Source organism: Herbiconiux sp. L3-i23 (assembly GCF_023734115.1).
Lineage (GTDB): Bacteria > Actinomycetota > Actinomycetes > Actinomycetales > Microbacteriaceae > Naasia.
The window spans coordinates 1,405,189-1,427,228 of record NZ_AP025737.1 but is presented as its reverse complement, the minus strand read 5'-3'; the positions used below and the strand labels follow the sequence as shown (position 1 = coordinate 1,427,228).

Genomic DNA, 22,040 nt, shown 5'->3' with positions numbered 1-22,040 from the left:
CGCGCAGTGGTCACACAGGCGCAGGCCGCCAGTACCGCTGACCTTGTAGTACGACGGAATCTGCTTGCCCGAAGGGCAGTCGTCGTAGGTGTGGTGGACGTGCGGAATAACGTAGTTGGACGAGTGGTAAGCCGCTACTTTCACAATGCATCCCCTTTGATTTCGCTTCGTCGCCGGTTTTCCGGCTGCCAGAACGCTATAAACAACCTCCGACATCGCGTCGCCAGCGCTTTATCGCAGCAGAATGTCACGGGCCACGATGCTTCGACGTAGAAATCGCACTCGAACTGGGGCATCCGCGTCTGTGCCCTCGAGGCATATGGTCGATGGACGTCGCGCTGGGGGGCGCGGCCGAACGGAGTCGCTATGGCCGACCTCAGGTCGCGCGTGCCCGGGCAGTCGCTGATGGAGCAGACGCTCGCGTTGCACCCGCAAGGCTTCACAACGCCGTCGGGGGAGGCGCTGTCTTGGTATCGCGGCGCGCTCGGAGAGATCGCCGTCGCCGGTGTCCTTTCGTACCTCGATGCCGACTGGGCCGTCCTCCACTCCGTCCCAGTCGGTACCAACGGAGCCGACATCGACCACGTCGTCATCGGGCCGCCTGGCGTCTTCACCATCAACACGAAGAGTCACCCACGGCAGGATCTGTGGATCGGCGGATTCGGCCTGATAGTCGGCGGACACAAGACGAACTACGTCAACAAAGCCGCCTTCGAAGCGGAACGAGCCGATTCGTTGCTCGCAGCTGGCGTGGGATTCACGGTCCCCGTGACCCCACTCATCGTCTTTGTCAACCCGGGCACTCGAACGACGAAAGCCCCGCCCGAGAAGGGCGTGCAGGTGCTCGCGGACTGGGAGTTGCTCCACTTCCTGCAGACACAGCGCCGCGAGTTCAGCCAAGAGCAGGTGCAGCGAATAGCGTTCGCCGCCGCCCGTCCCGAAACGTGGAATGCCTCGCCCACCTCGGTGCTGACCAGCCAGAAGACGATCCTGCAGTTCAACGCCATCGTTGCCCGCAGTCTTCAAGGGGCGCAGCCGGCCCCTATTGAGGGCGGGGCACCTGCTGGTGCCCCAGCGACAGCTGCGCCACCAATGCGCCGCCGCGCGCCGTCGACGTCTTCTACGCCAGCTCGTCGGCGACCTCCTAGGCGGCGAGCGAAGCGCTCGCCGGCTGAGGCTCTCGTGAAGGTCGCCCTGACCCTCGGCGGCTTGTGGATCTTCTTGACGGTGGTCATCCCCACGATGCTCGCCGAGATGTCCACGCCGTAGGAGCGCCTCCTGCTCGCCACAGCCATCCGGAGCCGCGCCTCCCGCCCCCGCGCCCCTGGAAGCGAAGGTGAGCGGCGGTCAGCGCGAGCGAACGCTGGCGAGGAGCGTCCTCGTTACCTCAAGCAGTTGACGGACGGTGAGATCGTTGCGGCGTACCCGCTGGTAGAGGAAGTCGGGGTCGAAGTGACCGTAGGAGCCACCGCCTCGAAAACCCTGAATGACCGCGTTGCCGCCCAGCGCGGCCTCGAGGGGCTGGAAATCGAAGAGATCCGGGTACCGATCAGCCCACTCCTCGCGGCGGAGTCGCGCATCCTTCCCGCGGCCGGTCAGGTGCGGGGCGATGACGTACCGCCGAAGATCACCCTCCTGGTACTGCCACCCCACCTCGATGCGGGCACCGTCGCGCTCCGCTGGGACTCGCCATTCGACGAGGGGCTGCGCATGCAGCAGCGTAGCTCCGGCCCATCCGTCGGGATATTCCTCGCTGATGCGCTCCGCCACTCGACGCGCACGAACCTTCATGAGCGCCTGCTGCACCTGCGGCGACGAGATCAAGCGGAGGGCTGACGAGGGCAGCCATGCTGTCTCCTCATCGGATTCGACGGCCGTCGCCGAGACGAGCGTGTCGATATGACGAGCTATCGACGCGTAGTGACGCATCGTGTCGTGCGAATAGTCGGTGGGCGCGTCTCCCAAGGCGGACTCGATGCGAGCAGCGAGCTGTCCGTAGGTAAGGACCCTCCAACCATTGGGCAGAATCGGAAGCGCCCCGTCAGTCGCGTCGGCGTGCAGGGCTGTGGCGGCACCTGACGCGCTCAGCAGTACTCGACGCGCCGATACACCTCGACGCTTGTCGAGCACGTCCGAGTATCGGTCGAGCTGAGACATGTCGGGAAGAGAGAAGACCTTGTTCTCGATGGCGAGAGGGGCCTTGTCAGGCCACCGCAGCATGAGGTCGATCTTCTCTTCCTCACGCCTCGCGCTGCGATCATCACCGCTGTCGGCGGCGACGGTGAGCTCGCCGAACACCCGATCCGCCGCGGTCGGAAGAGCATCGAAGAACCAGGCCAGCAAATTGCTATGGAACAACTCTCGCTGACCGAACATGATGCGTCCAAGCGGTTCAGAGTCGAGAGCGGATGCGGCTCGGGCCAGGGAGTCTTCGTCGATCACGGTCTCAGTTTGGCCGATCGCCTTCCGACGACGCGCCTCGACGAGCTCGCCCGTTGAGCGAAGCGGTACGAAGGGCAGCCCTTACCGCCCGTTCCGCCCCGAGAACACCGCGACCAGCAACGGCACGGCAGACCCGATCATCAGCACGGTCCCGAGCCCCCCATCATCCGGCCGCACCAGCGCCCCCGCGACGATCAGCCCCGCGAACACCAGCGCCGCGCCGATACGCCGCAGCGTGCGATCCAACTGCGCGATCCGCTTCTCGAGCCGCGGCATCTGAACTTCGAGGCGCCCATCCTCAATGGTGTCGAGCAGCCCATCCATTCGCCTCGGCAGCCGCGCGAGAACCGACACGAAGTCGAGCGCCTGCTGGCCAATGTCCTGCACGAGGTTGCCGCGCTCGTCGCGCAGCAACTGGCGGGCGTAGGGCTCGACGGAGTCCCACAGGTTGAACTTCGGGTCGAGCGCGCTGCACACCCCCGACGTCAGCGACATGGCGCGGATGACGAGCAGCAGGTTCTCGGGCAGCATGAACGGCAGCGTGCGCACCACGTCGTTGAACTGCTTCGCGAAGTCGCGGAACTCGCGCGGATCCACCTCACGCAGCTCCGCGAAACCCATCCCCCCGAACCGGCCGAACAGGGCGGTCATCGCGCGTTCGAGTTCGACAGTGTCGGCCGAGGGCAGCAGCATCCCGACATCGCGGATGCCGTCGACCAGCCCCTTGCCGTCGCGTCCCGCCGCCGAGATGAGCAGTTTGCGTAGGCCGGCGCGGAGGGTGGGCGGGACTTGGCCCATCATGCCGAAGTCGATGAAGGTGAGCTTCCAGGTGCGGCCGCCCTCCCTCACCGGCTCGGCGAGCGGGGTGACGAAGATGTTGCCGGGGTGCGGGTCGGCGTGGAACCAGCCGTCGGTGAACACCTGGTCGAACATCACCGTCGCGAAGACGCCCGCGACCTCGGACGGGTCGATGCCGGCGGCGACGAGGGCGTCGACGTCATTGATCTTGATAGCGGTGACGTCTTCGAGGGTGAGAACGCGGCGGCTGATCCGCTCCCACACCACCCGCGGCACGGCGACGCGCGAGTCGCCCTCGAACACCTCGGCGAAGCGCTCCGAGCTGGCGGCCTCGTGCAGGTAGTCGATCTCTTCGAGGCTCGTCGTCGCGAACTCCTCGACGAGGGCGGGCATGTCGACGCGCGTGTAGACGAGGCGGATGCGGCTCAGCCATCCCCCAACCCGGCGCAGCGCCGAGAGGTCGACGGCGACGATCGTGTCGATGCCGGGTCGCTGGATCTTGACGACCACATCCTCGAACCCGGCCTCGTCCGCGAGCGACGGCACGAGCCGGGCGCGGTAGGCCTGCCCGAGCGACGCGGATGCGATGGGCCGCTCGTCAAACGTCGCGAAGGCGCTGGTGAGCGCCGTCCCGAGCTCCGCCTCCGCGAGGGTGCGGACCGCGGGGAACGGCACGGCGGGCACTTCGTCCTGCAGCCCTTCGAGCTCTCTGGTGATCTCGGGCGGCAACACGTCGAGGCGCGACGACATGTACTGGCCGACCTTGATCATGAGCCCGCCGAGGTCGAGCGCAAGCCCGTGGAACCGGCGCGCGATGCGTTGCATGCGGCGGGTGCGGGTGCGTTCGCTGAGGCGGCTGAGGCCGATGCGGGGCAGGAGGATCTCCCACCACCAGGTCGCGGCGAGGTGCCGGGCCGCGAACCGGAGGATGCGGCGGTAGCGGGCGCGGCCCGCGTTGTTGCCGGTCAGGCCTGCGCCCGCCGCGCTTCCGCCGCGTTGGGGTTGAACTGTCGCCACTCGGGTCAGCTCTGGGCGAGGATCGCGTAGAGCTTGCGCCGCGCCTCGTTCAGCACCTCGACGGCCTGCTTGGTCTGCTCGTCCGTCCCGGTGCGTCCGACCTGCGCGGCCGCCTGCGCGAGCTCGACGCCGGCCTTGGGCAACGAGGACGACTTGTCGCCGTCGCTGGTGCTCCACGGTGCGGTGCCGCCGGACTTCTCCACCTCGATGCGTCCCGCCGGGGTGAGCGTGTAGGTCTTGCGACCGTTGAACTCCTCGGCGCTGATGAGCCCTTCGTCGGCGAGCAGCTGCAGCGTCGGGTAGACGGAGCCGGCGCTGGGCTTCCAGTTGCCGCCGCTGCGCTCTTCGATCTCGCGGATGAGCTGGTAGCCGTGCATCGGCTGCTCGGCGAGCAGCGCGAGCACTGCGGCGCGCACGTCACCGCGGCCGACACGGCTGCCGCCGCTCTTCTCGAACTTGGAACGCAGCTGCTCGAACGCCTGCCAGATGCCGTCGACAGGGATCGACCCCGCCGCGCCGAACTGATCGGCCCTAAATGATCCGTTCATGAGTGAACCTCCTCGATCGAGGTCAACGATACTCAGCGATATATGAGGGGGCTGGGATCAGGGTGCGAGCCTTTGAACGACAACGCACACGTCAGGTTTCGAACCTTGGGTGACTCAGTCGCGAAGGACGGCGGCTCCGGCCCTATGTCGACGTAACGCCGTCAAAGCAACTCGATGTCCCTGTCTTCCGTCACTCTCGAAGGCTGCCTCAGACAGCGCTCAGGCATCATCGGTTTCATCGTCCACCATCAGCTTGCCGCCGGTGAGCGCCAAAGCGATAACGCCGACCACTCCCAGCACGCTCAGACCAACTTTCGCGAGCACCTCCTTCTTGAAGGCCTTCCCTCGAGAATCGAACTGGGCCTGCTCCTTGACGGTCTCGCCGATCAGGCTGGCAATCCGGAGCTTCTCGTCCAGCGACAAGTCCTGCTGTTCGAGCAGCGAGATAAGCGCGCGCCGCCATTCGCGGTACCCCTCGTGCACGTGCGCCTCGCTGCGCTCGTCTGCATCGAGAGTTGCCTCGAAGGCACTGCTGATGGATTCGACAGCTCCCATGGCTAGCTTCCGAAACTCCGGCAGCTGCTCGATGAGCTTCAACTGCGCCTCAGTGCTCACGTGCTGTATCGCCACTGCAAACTTGGCGAAGTTTTTCCGAGCCAGTTTCTTCAGAGAGCCGAACTCGCGCTCTGACAAGCCATCACTGTCGACTTCACTCATGCCAGTTCCCTACCATCCACTTTCTTATCCACATGGGCCGCGAGCCGCCCGGATGATTTTCCGTCGAGTTGTTGACTGAGTCACGCCGGGACAGCACGCCGAAGAAGCGATTCGAGGCCGGCCTCATCAACAATTGTGATCCCGTAGTCGCGGGCCTTACGGGCTTTTCCTGATAGGGAGTCGGGGTCGGCTGCGACGACCAGCTTGACCTTCTTGGTCACGGCGCTCCACGGGACGAAACCTCGGGCTTCGAGCTCGGACAGCCACAGCTCCCGCGGGCGGGACATCTCCCCCGTCAGAACCACTAGGTCTCCTGCCTCTAGCGCAAAGGACGAGGAGCGCGCTTCAGACGATCCTGAGTCAACGGGAGTCGGTTCAAGCATCGCCGCAAGAATTGCTTCGCTACCGACTTCGAGGAGCTTTCCGACGGTGACGATGTCGGCGACCTCGTCAGACGTCAGATGGGCGTCTGCCCACGCGACTCGAACGAGGTCGTCGAAGTAGCTGCGATGCAGGTGCTGGCACGTTTCACGCCCGATTCCAAGCGACTCAGCTACCTCGACGAGCGCTTCGGCCTCGTGCACCGCCAAGCGCCGGTCGAGAAGGCAGCGATCGAGCAGAGCGAGGTAGTCGGAGTGCTCCGACGGTCCCGAATAATCGGGCAACTGGGTCGAGATGCGCTGCAAGAAGCTCGTCGATCCCGACTGTGCCAACTCGCGCGCGATCCACTCGGAATCGATGATGGCGAGCGGCGGCCACACCAGCTCCGCAGCACCGTCGATCAGCCCGTCCCAATACGCCAAGTCCTCAGACATGCCGATGTAGGCAGCGAGGAGCTGCGCCGTAGCAAGCGCGTCGACCGAAGCACGATGCGCACCGTTGAGATTGATGTCGAGCGCCGCGCAGCAGTCAGCGAGCGAACGCCCAGCGCCCGGAAGGAACTCGCGAGCAAGCCGCATGGTGCAGATGGACGGAAGGTCAATGTCGAGTCCGTATGCGATTCGGTCCAGTTCGGCGAGTAGGAACCCGGTGTCAAAGCGGGCGTTGTGAGCGACGATCACACGTCCCGACAGGAGCTCGACGAGACGCGGGGCGATCTGCTCGAACGCCGGCGCACGCTGAATTTCGGCTGCCGTGATGCCGTGGATATCCTGCCGTCCGAGGTCGCGTCCCGGATTGACCAGTGTCTCGTAGACGCCCGTTACGTTGCCTAGCCGGTCGGTATGGACGACGGCAACCTCAATGATTCGATCATGTCGCCCGGGGAACAACCCGGTCGTCTCGAAGTCGATGATCGCGAAACCGCCATCTAGCACGTGCGCCCTCCCCCGGACCCGAATGAAGCGAATGTATGGCTGTGCCCCCGCAGCGTCCAAACCTGAACTCGGTGTGTCTTGAGAGTGTCGCCGCCTACCACTACTTGTCTCGCGGATCCATGTGGTAATTGTCCGAGATCGGTCCCTGCTGTGACTCGGGAATCGACCGAGGGGACGCGATGGCGGTGGACTGTGCAGGTTGCTCAGGCGTCACTCGCGTCTGCGCGGGCACGCCGTTCCCCGACCGCACTTCCTTTGGTAGCCGATGGATCAGGTCGACGAGGTGCTGCATTCGACTCCTCAATCTCCTGGGAACCATCACGCGCGGTATCCGTTCGAGCTCCCGCTGTAGCTGACTCAGGTCCTCTAGGACGCGATGAAATGACTGCACCGCAACCCCCTCGACCTTGTCCCTCACTAGCACACCGCGCTCAAGCTCGGCCAGCCGACGCTCAATATCTCGCACAGCGCTAACAGGCACTGATTGCCTCCTGTTCGGTGGGTCAGCCACGCCTCGCGCTGACGACTAGTCCCGACGCCGCGCGCTCCACCCGGCCGGACTTGAGCCCAAACTCGAGTCCCCGTGAAAGCCGCTCGTCGATTTGGGTCGTGAGGCGGCGAATGCCAAACAGCGCCATCGCAGCACGCTTGAGCTCGGACTCCTCGCCCCCGGCCGACTGCTCCGCGACGACCATGAAGGCGTTAGCGATCTCTTCCAGCGGGATGGCCTCGATCGACCGCGACGAACCAGCTGCAGTCTCACGCACGCTCATCCACTCGCTCGGCGTAATGCCGCTCGGCCACAAGAACTCACGGTCGCCGTGCGTCGCCAAGTGTTCCGGCGTGCAACGAAGAATCGCTTGGACGCGACTCTGCGCGACTCGCTCCAGCCCGAAGGCTCCCGCCACCAGCTTTGCAAGTCGGGCTCGACTGACGGGCCCCTCCGCCTCGACGGCGTCCGCAATCGCTGCGCTCACACGCCGGCGGGCATCCGATCTCGGCAGGTCGTCGAGCGTCGCGACTGTGCCGAGACGCGGCGGCCTCCACTCGTCGAAGTCTTCGATCAGAGGATGCCTGCGGCCCGCGGACACCACGGATGCGGCGGAAGCCGTGCGAAGAGCCATACCTTCAGCTGTCGACTTTCCTGCAGCCGCTTGCCCACTCGACCCCGCCTCGCCGCTCGCCCAAGCCTCCTCAAGGAGTTCGTCGATTCCGAGCTCATCGATCTCGATCGACGCAGGCTCGACTGTTGTGGAGGGCCGCGAGTCGAAACTCTCAGTGGAAGACGCGACTGCGTCCTCGAGCCGATCGAGCGTCGCCTCCTTGTCCTGCAGCCACTCCGGGAGCCACACACGCTGAACCGACGGCCACCGCATGAGGTTGCCGAGCACTTCGACCGGCAAGCCGTCACGGTCGGCCACTGTTCTCCTCAGGCGCCAAGACGGCCCATCGAGGAGGACTGCAACGAGCGGGACCTCGGGCGATTGCGCTGTCGCGATGCTGATGTCGACGCGAAAGTCGGAAAGTCCCAGGTCCGTTCTCACCGCGTAGCCGCGCATGCGCAGCTCGTTGGCTATCTCGTCCCGGTGACGGTCGACGTACCCCTGCCGCGCGAGCCCTGCCGCTTCTGCCTCCACTCCTCGCTGCGCTAGCTCGAGATACGCCTTCAGATGTTTGAGCCCAATGGAGGCGGTCTCGTGGGCTCGGAGCTCGGAGGGGTCGAAGCTCGAATACAGAACGACCTGTCGCCTGGCGCGGGTGATGGCGACATTCAGCCGCCGTTCACCGCCCGCGCGGGTAAGCGGGCCGAAGTTCAACGGGACCACTCCCTTGTCGTTGGCGCTGAATGCGATCGAGAAGAGGATCGCGTCTCGCTCGTCGCCCTGGACGTTCTCGAGGTTCTTAACGAACAATCCGTCAGGCTCGTCCAGCGCGGCACTGACACGAGGGTCGTCGCTGTCGCGCAGGAGGTTCTCGATCAGGTCCCGCTGCTGCGAGTTGAACGTCACCACTCCGACGGACGGAGTCTCATCGATCGACAGCGCGAACCGCCGCAGAATGTCCTCCACGATGGCGGTGGCTTCAACACTGTTCGTGCGAAGCGCACGCCCCTTGCCGTTGCGCTCGAAATGGCCGTTGACACGGATCAAAGACAGCCCATGACCATCCGATCCATCGCTCGCCGTACCGGTCAGAGGGGCCGGGAACGACGAAAGTCGGTCCTCGTAGTAGTGGTGATTACTGAAGGAGATCAGTGACTCGTCTTGGCTCCGGTAGTGCCAGGAGAGCCACTTGCTCGGCACCTGTGCTTGCACACACTCAGTGAGGATCGACTCCTCATCCTTAACCGCGGCCACCGATTCCCCAGCGTCGTCTTCACCACCGATGCTCGCTTCGGCGAAGGACGTCGGCGGCATCTGCTTGCTGTCTCCGACGACGACGACCGAACGCCCTCTGCCCATCGCACCGACCGCGTCCGCCACGCGGATCTGCGACGCTTCATCGAATACGACGATGTCGAACATGCCGGCTTGGGCAGGGAAGAATCGCGCGACGGACTCTGGGCTGATGAGAGTACAGGGCGCGATCTGAGTGATCACGTCGCCGTAGTTCTCCATCAACTTGCGCACTGACAGCCCGCCCCGCTGCCGGTCAAGCTGGCGGCGGAGGCCACCGATCTGTCCCCCGCTGTTCAACGCGTCGAAGCTTCTCTGACTGAGCACGCCGTTAGGGATCACCGTGGGAAGGGCGGCCCGAAGGAGCGAGGCTGTGGCGGTGAACCGTCCGATCGCCTTGTTGTGCGCCTCGACGTCGAAGTCGATGAGCGCCGTGGCGTCACGTCGTTCACTAATGGAAGCCACGGCCAGCCCCCTGTCGAAAGCAAGCACCGCAGTGTCCGCCGGAGCGTCACCTTGAAGAAGGGTCTTCCTCGCGGCATCGAGCCCTGCGGCGCGCAGCTCCTCCGTGGAACGAAGGAACGCGAGCCACCTCTCCAGCGAGACACTTCCGGTCTGCAGCGAGCGGGCGGAGGCGGTGACGCGCCACCGTTGCAGGAACCGCTGTTGAGCCCACTCGGTGTAGAGGTCGCCCCTGACAGAACGGACCCCGATGTCGAATGCGCGCATCGATCCGGCAAGCGAACTCAACGCTTCTACCGACGCGCCGGACGGGGTGGACGAATAGTGCCGTCGCAGGTCGGAGGACATGGGGTCGCTGTCATCTGTCCGTAGGGACCGCGCGAGCCAGCCCACCCAGCCCACAGCCGCCGCAGCACGCTCTAGGGCACCTTCGTCGTAAGCGGCCCAGTCAGCGGCCACGAGCCCGAGCGGAACTGCGTCGATCGCCTTGCGGAGCTCCTGGCTCCGCTGCTGCGCCTCAGCCAAGGAAGCCGTCAAATGGCTCACCGTCTTGAGGGGAATGCTCTTGGCGTCGACTGTCAACAGTCCGTCGAGTTTGCCGAGCACGGCCCGGCGCCGCTTCTTGCGCCCAAAGAAGCCGGCCTGGTCGGCAGCCAGTGCTTCGGCGTGCAGTGCTGATGTGTCGAGATGCAGGGCTGCCGGCCGCACGGTTGCGAGCACCGGGGGTAGGGCGGCGTTTGCCTCGGCTAGTTGCTTCGCCAGACCGTCGATGTACTTCAGCCAGTCGTCGGATCCGAGAGCGTCGAGCGTGGACAGGTCGTGACGCGGGGCGGAAGCCACTCGAATGAAACGGTCGAGGCGCTCAGGAGTGCCGGCACGGTCGAGCGCGTCGATCTCGATGCCGCTCCTGATCGTCGCTTCGAGCGCCTCATCGAAAGCGGCCGCGAGTCGGTGAACCTCCACCCCATCCAGCTGGCCGCCTGCGGCTTCATCGAGGAAGCCCCATGGGTGGTCGCGGCGGGGGCGGGCGAGATCAGCGGTCTCCGGAAGCGCTGCGAGCGCGTCGCGCAACCGCTCGAGCTGTTCGGGAGCCGCGGTCGCCACGAACGTTACCGGCAGTTCGAGTGGCTCGATCGTGTCGTCGCCGGCGAGTTCTTCGCCGCGTGCGCTGTACATGGAGAAGCCCACCGGGTTCTCCTCATGCAGGCGATCCGCATAGCGCGCGAGGGAGCCCCGAGCCGCAGCCGACGCCTTCGCTGCCGCCTGGTAACCGGCGACGTCGCTCGCGATGCGCAGGTCGAGGGCCTGCTTGATTTGTGCTCGGACCGCTGCGGGCCGCGCGCCCTTATCGTGGAGATCGAGCGACAGCTTCCCGAGTCCGACAGCGTCGAGCCTCTTCTTGACAACTTCGAGCGCAGCGCGCTTCTCGGCGACGAACAACACCCGCTTGCCCTCAGCCAAGGCCCGAGCGAGAAGGTTGGTGATGGTCTGCGACTTGCCGGTGCCCGGAGGTCCTTCGAGCACAAACGTTCGGTCTGCGACTGCTTCAGCGACGGCGTCGAGTTGCGACGAGTCGGCTGGCACGGGGCACGCGGCCCCCAGCGCGTCGAGATCGACGTCCGCTCGTGTGGGGACGGGATCCACAAAGGGGCTGAGTGGCGTCTCGATCAGATGATGAACGAGCGAGTTAGTGTCGAACTGCGCCCAGTTTTCGTCGAGGTCCTTCCACAACCGGAACTTCGAGAACTGCAGAATCGCGAGGTCGACCGTCTCTTCCACGAGGAACGGAAGCCCTGCTTCTCGGATTGCGGCACGGGTGGCTGCGAACGCCGCTTCCAAGTCGATTCCCGAGTCATCCTCCGCCGGATTCTCAAGGCCTGGGATCGCGAGCCCTAGCTGAGTGCGAAGCTTCTCGAGCAGGCAGTAGTTCGGCGTTGAAGTGCCGGACTCGTCGACTTGAATGCGGTAGCTGGCGCCGCGGCTCGGAGTTTGCAGCGTGACCGGAACGAGGACGAGGGGAGAGCGCAAGTCGCGGTCTCCTGAACGCCATTTCAGCATCCCGAACGCCAGGTAGAGGTTGTTCGCACCAGTTTCTTCAGCGATCGTCTTCGCCTTGTTGGCGAGGTAACGGAGCTTGCTGGTGTACGACGCATCCGTCGTTTCGATGTAGACGGACTTCTTGTCGTTGAGCGTCTGATCGCGAGTCAGCTCGGGAAGGTCACGCGCAGAGCGCACACCTCGCGCTTTATCGATGGCGGCTATCTGGTCACTTGGGAGCAAGGTGATAGCGGCTCCGCCGTTGACCATGTCCTCGAGACGCGACAGCGAAACAGACGGGACGGCGAGTGAGTAGCCCGCGCGCTCGGTGTAGTTGATGAGTCGGTTGCGGAGGCTCAGGTCGAGCAGCGCGTTCTTCCATTGGGCGACGCGAAGCGGGATGGCCTCACCGTCTCTACGGCGGCCACCGCCCGTCGAGACGTAAGCCTCCGGTAGCTTCGCCCCCGCGGGCTGGTAGGTCGTGACAGTGATCTCACCGTCGGGATCGAAGCGTCGGGACGGGAGCGGCAGCACTCGCTGACGCGCGAGCGCGACGTCCACAACTGCGGCGATTCGCTCCACGTTCTGCAGATGCGTCTGGCGAGGCGTCGATGCCGCGACCTCGAATGGAGGAGCAGACGCGCCGCCGGTGAGAAGCGTCGTCTCGATAACCCCCATGTGGCCGAGGGCGACGGCGTTGACGACGCTTTCTGGCGCTGTCTCTACGGGAGTTTCGAGCTCGAGGAATTCTTCGCGCCAGTACCCGAGGAAGATATGACCCGGAATGAGCCACAGGGTCGCGTGAACACCAGCCTGTTCGAGAGCCGCGGCGAGGGTCAGAGTCGTGTCGAGACATGTGCCCAAGCGACCTTCGAGCACCTCGGCCGGCGTGCGAACCTTCTGTCCTTCCTGCCAGCTGGCGGGCGGCTCGGCGTAGCGGATGTCTCGCGCGGTCATCGCTTCCGCGATTGACCGGACGATGGCATCGACGCGTTGCGGTGAATCCGACTGATAACCGTTCAGATCGCCACTCCCAGTCATCCCGAGCAGGCGATCGGACGCCTCGGTGAGCAGCGGCGCAACACTCAGCGAGTTCGGCTGGATGAACGAGGTGAGCAGCTCCAGCTCGAGTTCACGCATCTTCGACTGCCACTGGCTTGCCGCCAGCACGTCGACCTGTGTCTGCGAGGTCGCCAACGGTTCGCCGGAGGCCGAGCGAACGGTGATCCGGATGCTTCCGGGCATCTGCTCGTCGACATCGAGCATGCGCGCCGGGTCAAGCAGCAGGTCGATGTCGCGGAAGGTCGTACTCGCCTGTCGACCGAGATCGGCGAACAGGATCTTCGGATCGCCGAGCTGGCCACGCGCAGTAACTACTTCAACTTCGACCGACACCCCCCGTTGCTCGTCGCCGCTGTTCTCGATTCGAAGCTCGTTCACCACCTGAATACGGTTGTGCGCCATGGCGTAGTTGAGGAACGGCGAGGTCGTGACCGACATCTCGATGCCGCCATTCGGTTCGGCTGGAGCTCCCTCGGGCGTAAGACCAGCGGACTCGCCCGTCCCAGGCTCTTCCACGGCCGCACGCTCGCTGTCAGTCTGAGGTGTACCCGGCGCCGCAGGCATCACGTCGCCCTTGAGCGTCGAGATGTCTGCCGCCTGCTGATCTGCGCCGACGAGCGCGAGCAAGAGCTCGGCGGAGTCGAGAGCTCGGTAAGTCTCAGCCTGCGAGAAGGCCTCGTGGTGCGCCCATCTATTGCGCACGTTCCGAAGCTCGCTCGCGTAATTGGACCCGCGTCGACCAAGGGTGCGCTCGAACGGATACCCGAGCGAGCCGAGTCGCTCGGTCATCACCCGCAGAAGCAGGGAAACGTCGCCCTTCGAGTAACGGAGACCGTGGCGCCCGTTCTGTTTGTCCTTGTGTTCGAGGAGCGACGTCCAGTCACCGAGCTCGGGGGCGGCGCCAGCGAGAGTGGTCTCGACGAAGGGTCCTAGCCCTTCAATCAGCGCAACCAGCGCGTCGCCGATCTTCGCTCGGTAGTCGACCGTCTCCATTGAAGCCCCCTCCATGCATGAGCATGAGCTAATCCAGCACGGGTCAGCATATTGAGGATGGACGACATTGTGGTGTCGCCAGTCCTGCGCACGCCGCTTGCAGCAATTACCCCCCCCCACACCCCGCAGCAAAGGGTCGCAACGGCCGGCTGGGATTCGGTCAGGTCTTCGTGTTGGTGAGGTGTTTCCCGATGTAGCCGATGTAGACCTTGCCGCTTCTGGACGTGTCGTCGAAGTAGTGCATCCGAGGCGCGAAGGTGTTCTCGTGGGTTGGTTTGAAATGAGCGAGCATCGCCTTTTTCCCGGAGCCATCCACCTCAAGTGGCACAGGGAAGATCCTTTCATGCAGCCACTGGTTGATGACCGATTCGCTTTCGGTTGCTGCGTGGCGTTGGGGCGGGCAGCGTCTGCCTTCGGGAGCGTTCGGGTCCGTGAGGTACTGGTGCACACCGCCCGCGTAGGAGTCGGTTGCCTTTGCGCGTGCGTAGTCGTGCAACACGCGGACGTAGTCCCAGAATGTTGCCGCGTACCGGCCCATCTGATCTCGCTTCTGCACTTCCAAGGCGATGCTGGCGTCCCCTGTAAAGACCACTCGCTCGAGCACAGGATGGGCTTCTTCACCTTCCGTCAGCCTCGCAAGTAGCTCCTGGATTGACTCAGGTGGGTTCCATCGCTCCTGCTCGGGAGCGACGAACAGGTCGTCGAATCTCTTCGCCGCTTTGAGTCTCGCCCGGTAGGCCTCCGCCTGGCGGCGGGCTTCCTGTGCTTCCAGCTCTTGAAGCGCGGTGTCGATCTCCATCTCGTCGAGTTCCGTGCGCAAAGTCTTGAGCTCTTGTTCGAGGTTGTTTTGCGTTACCAGGAGTTCGTCGATCTGCTCGAGGGCCACCTCAGCTTCCGTCTTGTGGCGCGTGAGCAAGTGGTCTACTTCATCGAGTTCCGCTTCGGAACGAGCCGGACGACCGAGCCAGCGGGCTAGGAAGCGCGCAAGGCGCTGAGGCAACGGTGCCGCGCCAGGCCGATTTTCGGAACCGGTGGCATTCGAACCCGATTGCGCTGCTTCATGGTCAGCTTCTGCCTGCGAGTCAGGAGACCGTGTCGAGTCCGCTTCTGTTCGTATGTCCGCCGCTGATGGCTCGACCGACTGCAGTATCCGCTCGTTGACCCGAACGAGTCGCTCGCGAGCCGTCTCTTCCTTCGCAAGCAGCTCCATCCCTCGTCGGACGTCTGCGGGAAGGACCTGCTCGAGCAGACGGCGACGCGGACCGGTTGCGTGGATAGTTTGCAAGGCTGAGTCGACGCGTCTCCCTCGAATGGCGCGCGCAAGTGTGGCGGGCCCCAAAATTCGGTGCCGCACACCGTCCGCCTCATTCGCAGCATCGACGCCGGGCATGAAGGTGCGCACCCGTCCACGCCGGACTTGCAGGTGGCTCGGAAGTTGCGCATTGAGCGATTCAACGGCGCCATCTGTGACGACAAACGTCGTTGCTACACCGACGCTGTGTTTGGTGAGTGAGCCTGCTATCTCGGTCCAGGCCTGGTCGACTTCATACCCCGGTGAGGACGCGACAATCAGAGAAACCGAACGCCCGTCGTCGAAGATGGCGTCGATGACCTCCTGCACGTCGTCCTGACGGACCACCTCGGGGCGGCCTCGAAGGACAATGTCCCCGTCGAAGGCATTGGCGCGCGTCAAGATCTGCTCGACGACCCGCGGTGGCGCGAGCTTCCGATGAACCTCATCCTCGTCGGCACCCACCAGTCCGGCCTCAACGACGATCGTCTGGGAAGCGCCTCGACGCGAGGTAGGCGTTGAGAAGGCGTATAGGTTCACGAGCCACTCGCCGGCCTCATTGCGCTCAGTGAAGCGAGCCAACTGCCGGACGCCGGGATCGGTCTCGTGTTCGATGCGAACGACTCGCAGGTCGGCGCGTGGGCCTAGGCGGTACTCACCCGGTCCGTCCCAGTCGATCGATTCCACCGACCGACGACGGCCGCCAGCCTTGGTTCGCAGCCAGCTGCGAAGCTCCTCGTCAGCGATTTGCACCGCGTCGTCGCGATCGCTCAAGCGAAGAATCGCTCTATACCCCAATGTCATGCAGTTCCCCGAGCTTCCGCGTCAGCAAGATGGCAATCGCCGCATAGTTTCCCGCGTTTATTGAACCGTATGCCAACGACATCAGGCGCTCCAGATCGCGGGCCACCCGGCGCTCATCGAGACCGCCTCCGCCGCGGGAGCGCAGCGCTCTCATAAGGTGGTCGGGTGATCACGGGCGAAATCAAGAGCAAGGTCGATCAGGTTTGGAACGCGTTCTGGTCGGGCGGGATCAGCAATCCGCTCGAGGTCATCGAGCAGATCACCTACCTGCTCTTCCTCCGCCGTCTCGACGACCTGCAGCGTCTCGCCGAGAACAAGGGACGCATCACCGGCACGATCGAGAGTCCGGTCTACGTGTCCGACCAAGAGCGGCTGCGGTGGAGCAGCTTTAAGAACGAGAGCCCCGAGGTGATGCACCGGCTCGTCGCCGACGAGGTGTTCCCGTTCCTGCGCGGACTCGGAGACCAGGTTGGTGGCGACGGCTCCACCTACGGCGACCACATGCGTGACGCCCGATACACCATTCCGACCCCTGCTCTACTGAGCAAGGTTGTCGACCTCCTCAACGACATCCCAATGGCCGACCGGGACACCAACGGCGACCTCTACGAGTACCTGCTCTCGAAGATCGCCAGCGCGGGCGTCAACGGTCAGTTCCGGACTCCGCGTCACATCATCAAACTCATGGTCGACATGATGGCCCCGACCCCGACCGATGACATCTGCGACCCCGCCGCAGGTACTGCTGGCTTCCTTGTCGCCGCGTCGGAGTACCTTCGCAAGCATCACGCCGATGCGCTGACCGACGCGACACAGCGAAAGCACTTCCACCGGTCGATGTTCCATGGCTACGACTTCGACTCCACCATGCTGCGAATCGGCAGCATGAACATGCTTCTCCACGGTGTCGAGTCGCCAGACATCCGCTATCGCGACTCGCTCTCGGAGGGCGCCAGCGAGGACACTGAACGGTACTCGCTCATCCTCGCTAACCCGCCCTTCGCCGGCTCGCTCGACTACGAGTCGACCGCGAAGGACCTACAGCGCATGGTGAAGACGAAAAAGACCGAGCTTCTCTTCCTCGCGCTCTTCCTGAAGCTTCTGAAGCCCGGCGGGCGGGCAGCCGTCATCGTCCCGGATGGTGTGCTCTTCGGCTCCTCGACCGCACATAAAGCATTGCGAAAGGCGCTCGTCGAGGATCAGAAGCTCGACGGCATCGTGAAGCTGCCGTCTGGCGTCTTCCGGCCGTACGCGGGAGTTTCCACCGCAATCGTTTTCTTCACCAAGACCGACTCCGGCGGCACCGAGGACGTCTGGTTCTACGACGTGCAAGCCGATGGCTTCTCTCTCGACGACAAGCGCTCCCCCACCGAAACCAGCGACCTATCCGACGTGCTCGCACGATGGCAGAACCGAACGGGTAGCGAACGCGATCGGGCTCGCACCGACAGGTCGTTCACCGTCCCGAAGGACGACATCGTCGCCCAGGGCTACGACCTCTCCATCAACCGCTACAAAGAGGTCGTCCACGACGAGACCGAACACCGCGCCCCGCTTGACATCATCGCTGACCTTGAGGCGATCGAGGCGGAGATTGCGGAAGGTCTGCGGCAGCTTAGGGGGATGTTCAGGTGATCTCCGATCGGCGGGTCCCGCTCGGAGATTCGATGGTTGCTCGAGGCGGTTCCGTTTTGCCGTCACGCTTCCCCGACGAGACTTTCGAGCTTTATAGCATTGCTGCGCACGATCGCGGGGGTTCCGAGTTTATTTTGGGCTCCGAAATCGGATCGGCCAAGCAAGTTGTTGCACCCGACGACATCTTGATATCGAAGATAGTCCCGCATATTAGGCGGGCTCGCCGAGTAGGCAAACAGCTCGGCCACCGACAGATCGCCTCCGGTGAATGGATTGTGCTTCGACATCCCGAGATATACCCCGACTACCTGCGTCATTTTCTGCTGAGCGACAGTTTCCACGCTTCTTTCATGAACACCGTCGCGGGAGTCGGCGGTTCCCTCATGCGGGCAAGACCGGAACATGTGAGGAAGATTCAGATTCCGCTGCCTCCGATGGATGAGCAACGACGGATCGCCGAGATCCTCGACCAAGCCGATGAACTCCGCGCGAAACGCCGCCAGGTCCTCGCCCACCTCGACGCCCTCCCCCAGGCAGTCTTCCAGAGGCTTTTCAAGGTCGAGTCATCGTCGAGTTGGCCGCGCGTCAAGCTTGGGGAAATCAGTCGCATAGTACGAGGGGCGAGCCCCCGGCCAGCCGGGGATCCTCGGTACTTCGGAGGCGATATCCCTTGGCTGAAGATCTCCGACATCACCGCAACTCGCGGCCCAGTCGTTCAACGGATCAGAGAAACCGTCACTGAGGAAGGTCGCGCACGAAGCGTGCTTATTCCGGCGGAAACACTGATACTCACGAATAGCGCGACGGTAGGAGTGGCAAAAATTATTGGTCCGTCAACATGTATCCACGATGGTTTCCTGGCATTTCTCGATGTCAGTTCGTCCGTTATGACGCGATGGTTGCAGGCCGCGCTCGAGTCTCTTCGGACGCAACTCGTCGCCCTCGCGCCGGAAGGTACCCAGAAGAACCTCAATGGGCCAATCGTTAAAGCCGTGGAGATCTCCCTTCCACCTCTGGCGCTTCAAGCGCAATTCGTATCATTTCTAGACGCCGTTTCGATGTCAGAATTGTCTAGCACTGCTGCGTTCGCCGAAGCTGAGGCCCTCTTCGCATCGCTTCAATTCCGCGCATTCAAGGGTGAACTGTAGATGTCGAACTTCGACTTTCTGAAGCCGGTCTGGCCTGACGTGTTCACCGACGCCGCTTTAGCTGAGTCGTACATGGCCACTGACCCCCGGTCGGCGTGCTTCTACGGTCGCCGCACAGTCGAGCAGCTTGTCGCTCACCTCTACGACCTGATGGCGTTGCCGCTCCCCTACTCCAACGACCTCGCGGCGAGGATCAACGATTCAGCCTTCAAGGCAAGGGTCGGCGTTGGCATCGGTCAGAAGCTCAACCTGCTCCGCAAGGCCGGGAACGCGGCCGTCCACGACACTCGACCCATCCGCCCCGAGATCGCGCTGGCCGCTCTTCGCGAGCTGCATCACGTGCTGATCTGGGCAGCCTTCCACTACTCGCTCTCGCCTGAGTCCGTTCCGAAGAATGCCGTCTTCGACGTGAAGCTTGCGGCTGCACCAGCACCGCGGCTGTCGCGTGATCAGGTGGCCGGGCTCGCCGCTAAGTTCAAGGCGAAGGACGAGGCCCACGCCAAGCAGCTCGCCGAACGAGACGACCTCGCTGCCCAGCAGGAGGCCGAGATCAAGCGCCTCCGGGCCAAAATCGCTCAGGCGCAAGCGGTCGCGACGGTTACCGACGACCGCGACTACAACGAGGCGGAGACGCGCCGCAGCTTCATCGACGTCGACCTCGCCGAGGCGGGCTGGCCGCTCACCAACGACCGTGACCGCGAATATGAGGTCGCCGAGATGGCGGGCGGACAGGGCAGCGGATACGTCGACTACGTCTTGTGGGGAAGCGACGGCCTCCCCCTTGCGATAGTCGAAGCCAAGCGCACCGGAAGCAGTCCGCAGTTCGGTCAGCAGCAGGCCAAGCTCTACGCCGATGCGCTAGAAGCGCAGACCGGACGGCGGCCCGTCATCTTCTACTCCAACGGCTACACGCACTGGCTCTGGGACGACGCCGCCGGGTATCCGCCCCGCGAAGTGCAGGGCTTCTTCACCCGCGACGAACTTGAACTCATGGAGCAGCGTCGGCGCACCCGTTTCCCGCTCGCGGATGCCCCGATCAAGAGCGAGATAGTCGAGCGCCCCTACCAGCACCGCGCGATCAAAGCGGTCGGCGACGCGTTCGACCGCAAGCAGCGGGAAGCGCTTCTCGTGATGGCAACCGGCTCGGGCAAGACCCGCACCGTGATCGCCCTGGTCGACCAGCTGATGAACCGCGGATGGGTGAAGAACGTCCTGTTCCTTGCCGACCGCACCGCCCTCGTCCGGCAGGCGACCAACGCGTTCAAAGAACACCTGCCGTCCGCGACGACCGTCAACCTCGTCACCGACCACAACGGTGAAGGTCGCGTCTACGTCTCCACCTACCCGACGATGATGGGTCTCATCGACGACGTTGACGCCGGGGTCCGCCGCTTCGGGCCCGGATACTTCGACCTCATCGTCATCGACGAGGCCCACCGCTCGGTCTACCAGAAGTACGGCGCCATCTTCGGCTGGTTTGACGCCATGCTCGTCGGCCTGACCGCAACACCGAAGGATGAGGTCGACCACAACACGTATCGACTCTTCGATTTGGAGGACGGCGTTCCCACCGACGCCTACAGCCTTGACGAGGCGATCAACGACGGCTTCCTCGTTCCGCCACACGGAGTCGCCGTTGGCACCAAGTTCATGCGGGACGGCATCAAGTACGACGAGCTGACCGACGAGGAAAAGGACGCGTGGGACTCCCTCGACTGGGGCGACGGCGACATCCCAGATGAGGTCGGTGCAGAAGAGCTGAACCGGTTCCTGTTCAACGAAGACACCGTCGACAAGGTGCTCGCCACCCTTATGGTCGACGGCCTCAAGGTTGCTGGCGGCGACCGGCTGGGCAAGACCATCATCTTTGCGAAAAGCCAGGCGCACGCCGAATACATCCAAGAGCGCTTCGACGCCCAGTATCCCGAATACGGCGGCCAATTCGCGCGAGTCATCACCCACGCCACCACCTACGCCGAAACCCTCATCGACGACTTCTCGCAGGCCGACAAGGCTCCGCACATCGCAATCTCGGTCGACATGCTCGACACCGGTATCGACGTGCCCGAAGTCGTCAACCTCGTCCTCTTCAAGCTCGTTCGCTCGACGTCGAAGTTCTGGCAAATGATCGGACGCGGCACTCGTCTGCGGCCCGACCTCTTCGGGCCGGGCGAGGACAAGTCCGAGTTCCTCGTTTTCGACTTCTGCGGCAACCTCGAGTACTTCAGCCAGGGTCTCCCCGGCAGCGAAGGCTCGACCCAGAAGTCACTCACTCAGCGCCTGTTCGAAGGTCGTGTCGCGCTCGTCACCGCCCTTGACCGCACTGTTGCCGACTTCGATATCCGCACGAGCACCGTCACCTGGCTGAGCCGCGTGGTCGGCGGGATGAACCTCGACAACTTCCTTGTCAAGCCGCATCGCGAGCAAGTCGAGGCATGGGCGGATCCCTCGCGCTGGGAGAAGCTCGATCCGCGCGAGGTGAGTGAAGTCGCGGAGCGACTCAGCGGACTCCCCTCCGCTGTGCGCGACACCGATGAGACGGCGAAACGCTTCGACCTCCTCATCCTCACCCGACAGCTCGCACAGCTCGACGGCGACACCTTCACCGCCGAGCGAGTCCGACAGACGGTGCAGCAGATCGCGAGTGTCCTTCTCGCCAACACAGCCATCCCCTCCGTCGCTGCGCAACAGGCTCTCCTCGACGAGGTGGCGGGCGACGAGTGGTGGGTAGATGTAACCCTGCCAATGCTCGAATTCGTGCGTCTGCGGCTGCGCTCACTTGCACGCTTCGTACCGAGGGGTCAGCGCTTGGTCGTTTACACAGACTTCGAGGACGAGCTCAGTGCCGCTGTCGATGTGGACCTCGGGCGCCCCACTCCCGGCACAGACTGGCAACGGTTCAAGCAGAAGACGGCGGCGTATCTCCGAGACCACGAAGAGCACGTCGCGTTGCAGCGGCTGCGCCGCAATCGACAGCTCACCAACATGGACCTTGAATCGCTCGAGCAGATGCTTGTCAGCGCCGGCATTGTTCAAGACGGCGACCTAGCGCAGGCAGCCGCAGAGTCGAACGGTCTTGGGCTCTTCATCCGTTCACTGGTTGGTCTCGACCGGGTTGCCGCAACTGATGCCTTCGGTAGTTATCTCGACGAGCTGCGCTTCACCGTTGACCAGATTCGATTCATCGGCTTGATCGTCGAGGAGCTGACCCGCAACGGGGTCATGGAACCGCGCCGACTATTCGAATCTCCCTTCACTGACCATGCTCCAACCGGACCCGAGCACCTTTTCAGTGAAGAGCAGGTTGGCGAGATCGTGCAGATTCTCGAGGAAGTGAAGTTGCACGCTGTGCCCTCGGGTGCGGCTTAGGCGCC

Annotated in this window: 11 protein-coding genes; 4 read left to right on the top strand and 7 right to left on the bottom strand. The window is 63.8% G+C overall.

Features of this window, described 5'->3' with window-relative positions:
- Positions 1 to 366: 366 nt before the first annotated feature.
- Complete coding sequence (locus NGH83_RS06685) at positions 367 to 1,269, top strand: nuclease-related domain-containing protein (RefSeq protein ID WP_251858281.1); 903 nt, start codon at positions 367 to 369, stop codon at positions 1,267 to 1,269.
- 78 nt (positions 1,270 to 1,347) lie between these two features.
- Here the strand turns inward: NGH83_RS06685 and NGH83_RS06680 are convergent, their stop codons facing one another.
- From NGH83_RS06680 to NGH83_RS06650, 7 genes are all read right to left on the bottom strand, one after another.
- Positions 1,348 to 2,442 (bottom strand): PD-(D/E)XK nuclease family protein, encoded by a 1,095-nt coding sequence (locus NGH83_RS06680; RefSeq protein WP_251858280.1) that lies wholly within the window; start codon positions 2,440 to 2,442, stop codon positions 1,348 to 1,350.
- 81 nt (positions 2,443 to 2,523) lie between these two features.
- Positions 2,524 to 4,257, bottom strand: a complete 1,734-nt coding sequence (locus tag NGH83_RS06675) for an ABC1 kinase family protein (RefSeq protein WP_371872778.1) — start codon at positions 4,255 to 4,257, stop codon at positions 2,524 to 2,526.
- Positions 4,258 to 4,262: 5 nt separating this feature from the next.
- Positions 4,263 to 4,805: a PadR family transcriptional regulator gene (locus NGH83_RS06670; RefSeq protein ID WP_251858279.1), complete on the bottom strand. Its 543-nt coding sequence runs from the start codon at positions 4,803 to 4,805 to the stop codon at positions 4,263 to 4,265.
- 219 nt (positions 4,806 to 5,024) lie between these two features.
- Entirely contained in the window at positions 5,025 to 5,522 is a 498-nt protein-coding gene (locus tag NGH83_RS06665; RefSeq protein WP_251858278.1) for a hypothetical protein, read from the bottom strand.
- A gap of 80 nt (positions 5,523 to 5,602) precedes the next feature.
- A complete protein-coding gene (locus tag NGH83_RS06660) occupies positions 5,603 to 6,838 on the bottom strand; it encodes an exonuclease domain-containing protein (RefSeq protein ID WP_251858277.1) in 1,236 nt (411 codons plus the stop codon).
- Positions 6,839 to 7,341: 503 nt separating this feature from the next.
- Positions 7,342 to 13,788 (bottom strand): DUF3320 domain-containing protein, encoded by a 6,447-nt coding sequence (locus NGH83_RS06655; protein WP_251858276.1) that lies wholly within the window; start codon positions 13,786 to 13,788, stop codon positions 7,342 to 7,344.
- A gap of 160 nt (positions 13,789 to 13,948) precedes the next feature.
- Complete coding sequence (locus NGH83_RS06650) at positions 13,949 to 15,853, bottom strand: hypothetical protein (protein WP_251858275.1); 1,905 nt, start codon at positions 15,851 to 15,853, stop codon at positions 13,949 to 13,951.
- 195 nt (positions 15,854 to 16,048) lie between these two features.
- On the opposite strand from NGH83_RS06650, the gene NGH83_RS06645 reads away from it, so the two are divergent.
- Genes NGH83_RS06645 through NGH83_RS06635 form a run of 3 tightly spaced genes read left to right on the top strand, consistent with a single transcriptional unit; the run spans position 16,049 to position 22,035 of the window.
- Positions 16,049 to 17,518: a class I SAM-dependent DNA methyltransferase gene (locus NGH83_RS06645; RefSeq protein WP_251858274.1), complete on the top strand. Its 1,470-nt coding sequence runs from the start codon at positions 16,049 to 16,051 to the stop codon at positions 17,516 to 17,518.
- On the top strand, positions 17,515 to 18,666 hold the full coding sequence (locus tag NGH83_RS06640) for a restriction endonuclease subunit S (RefSeq protein ID WP_251858273.1): 1,152 nt from the start codon (positions 17,515 to 17,517) through the stop codon (positions 18,664 to 18,666). The genes NGH83_RS06645 and NGH83_RS06640 overlap by 4 nt, the downstream gene beginning before the upstream one ends.
- Positions 18,667 to 22,035, top strand: coding sequence for a DEAD/DEAH box helicase family protein (locus NGH83_RS06635; protein WP_251858272.1), 3,369 nt, complete (start codon positions 18,667 to 18,669; stop codon positions 22,033 to 22,035). It begins immediately after the preceding gene.
- Positions 22,036 to 22,040 lie beyond the last annotated feature (5 nt).

Excerpts from the sequence above, each read along its gene's own strand:
- NGH83_RS06685 (WP_251858281.1), top strand. The coding sequence starts at position 367 with ATGGCCGACCTCAGGTCGCGCGTGCCCGGGCAGTCGCTGATGGAGCAG.
- NGH83_RS06635 (WP_251858272.1), top strand. The coding sequence starts at position 18,667 with ATGTCGAACTTCGACTTTCTGAAGCCGGTCTGGCCTGACGTGTTCACC.
- NGH83_RS06655 (WP_251858276.1), bottom strand. The coding sequence starts at position 13,788 with ATGGAGACGGTCGACTACCGAGCGAAGATCGGCGACGCGCTGGTTGCG.
- NGH83_RS06665 (WP_251858278.1), bottom strand. The coding sequence starts at position 5,522 with ATGAGTGAAGTCGACAGTGATGGCTTGTCAGAGCGCGAGTTCGGCTCT.
- NGH83_RS06670 (WP_251858279.1), bottom strand. The coding sequence starts at position 4,805 with ATGAACGGATCATTTAGGGCCGATCAGTTCGGCGCGGCGGGGTCGATC.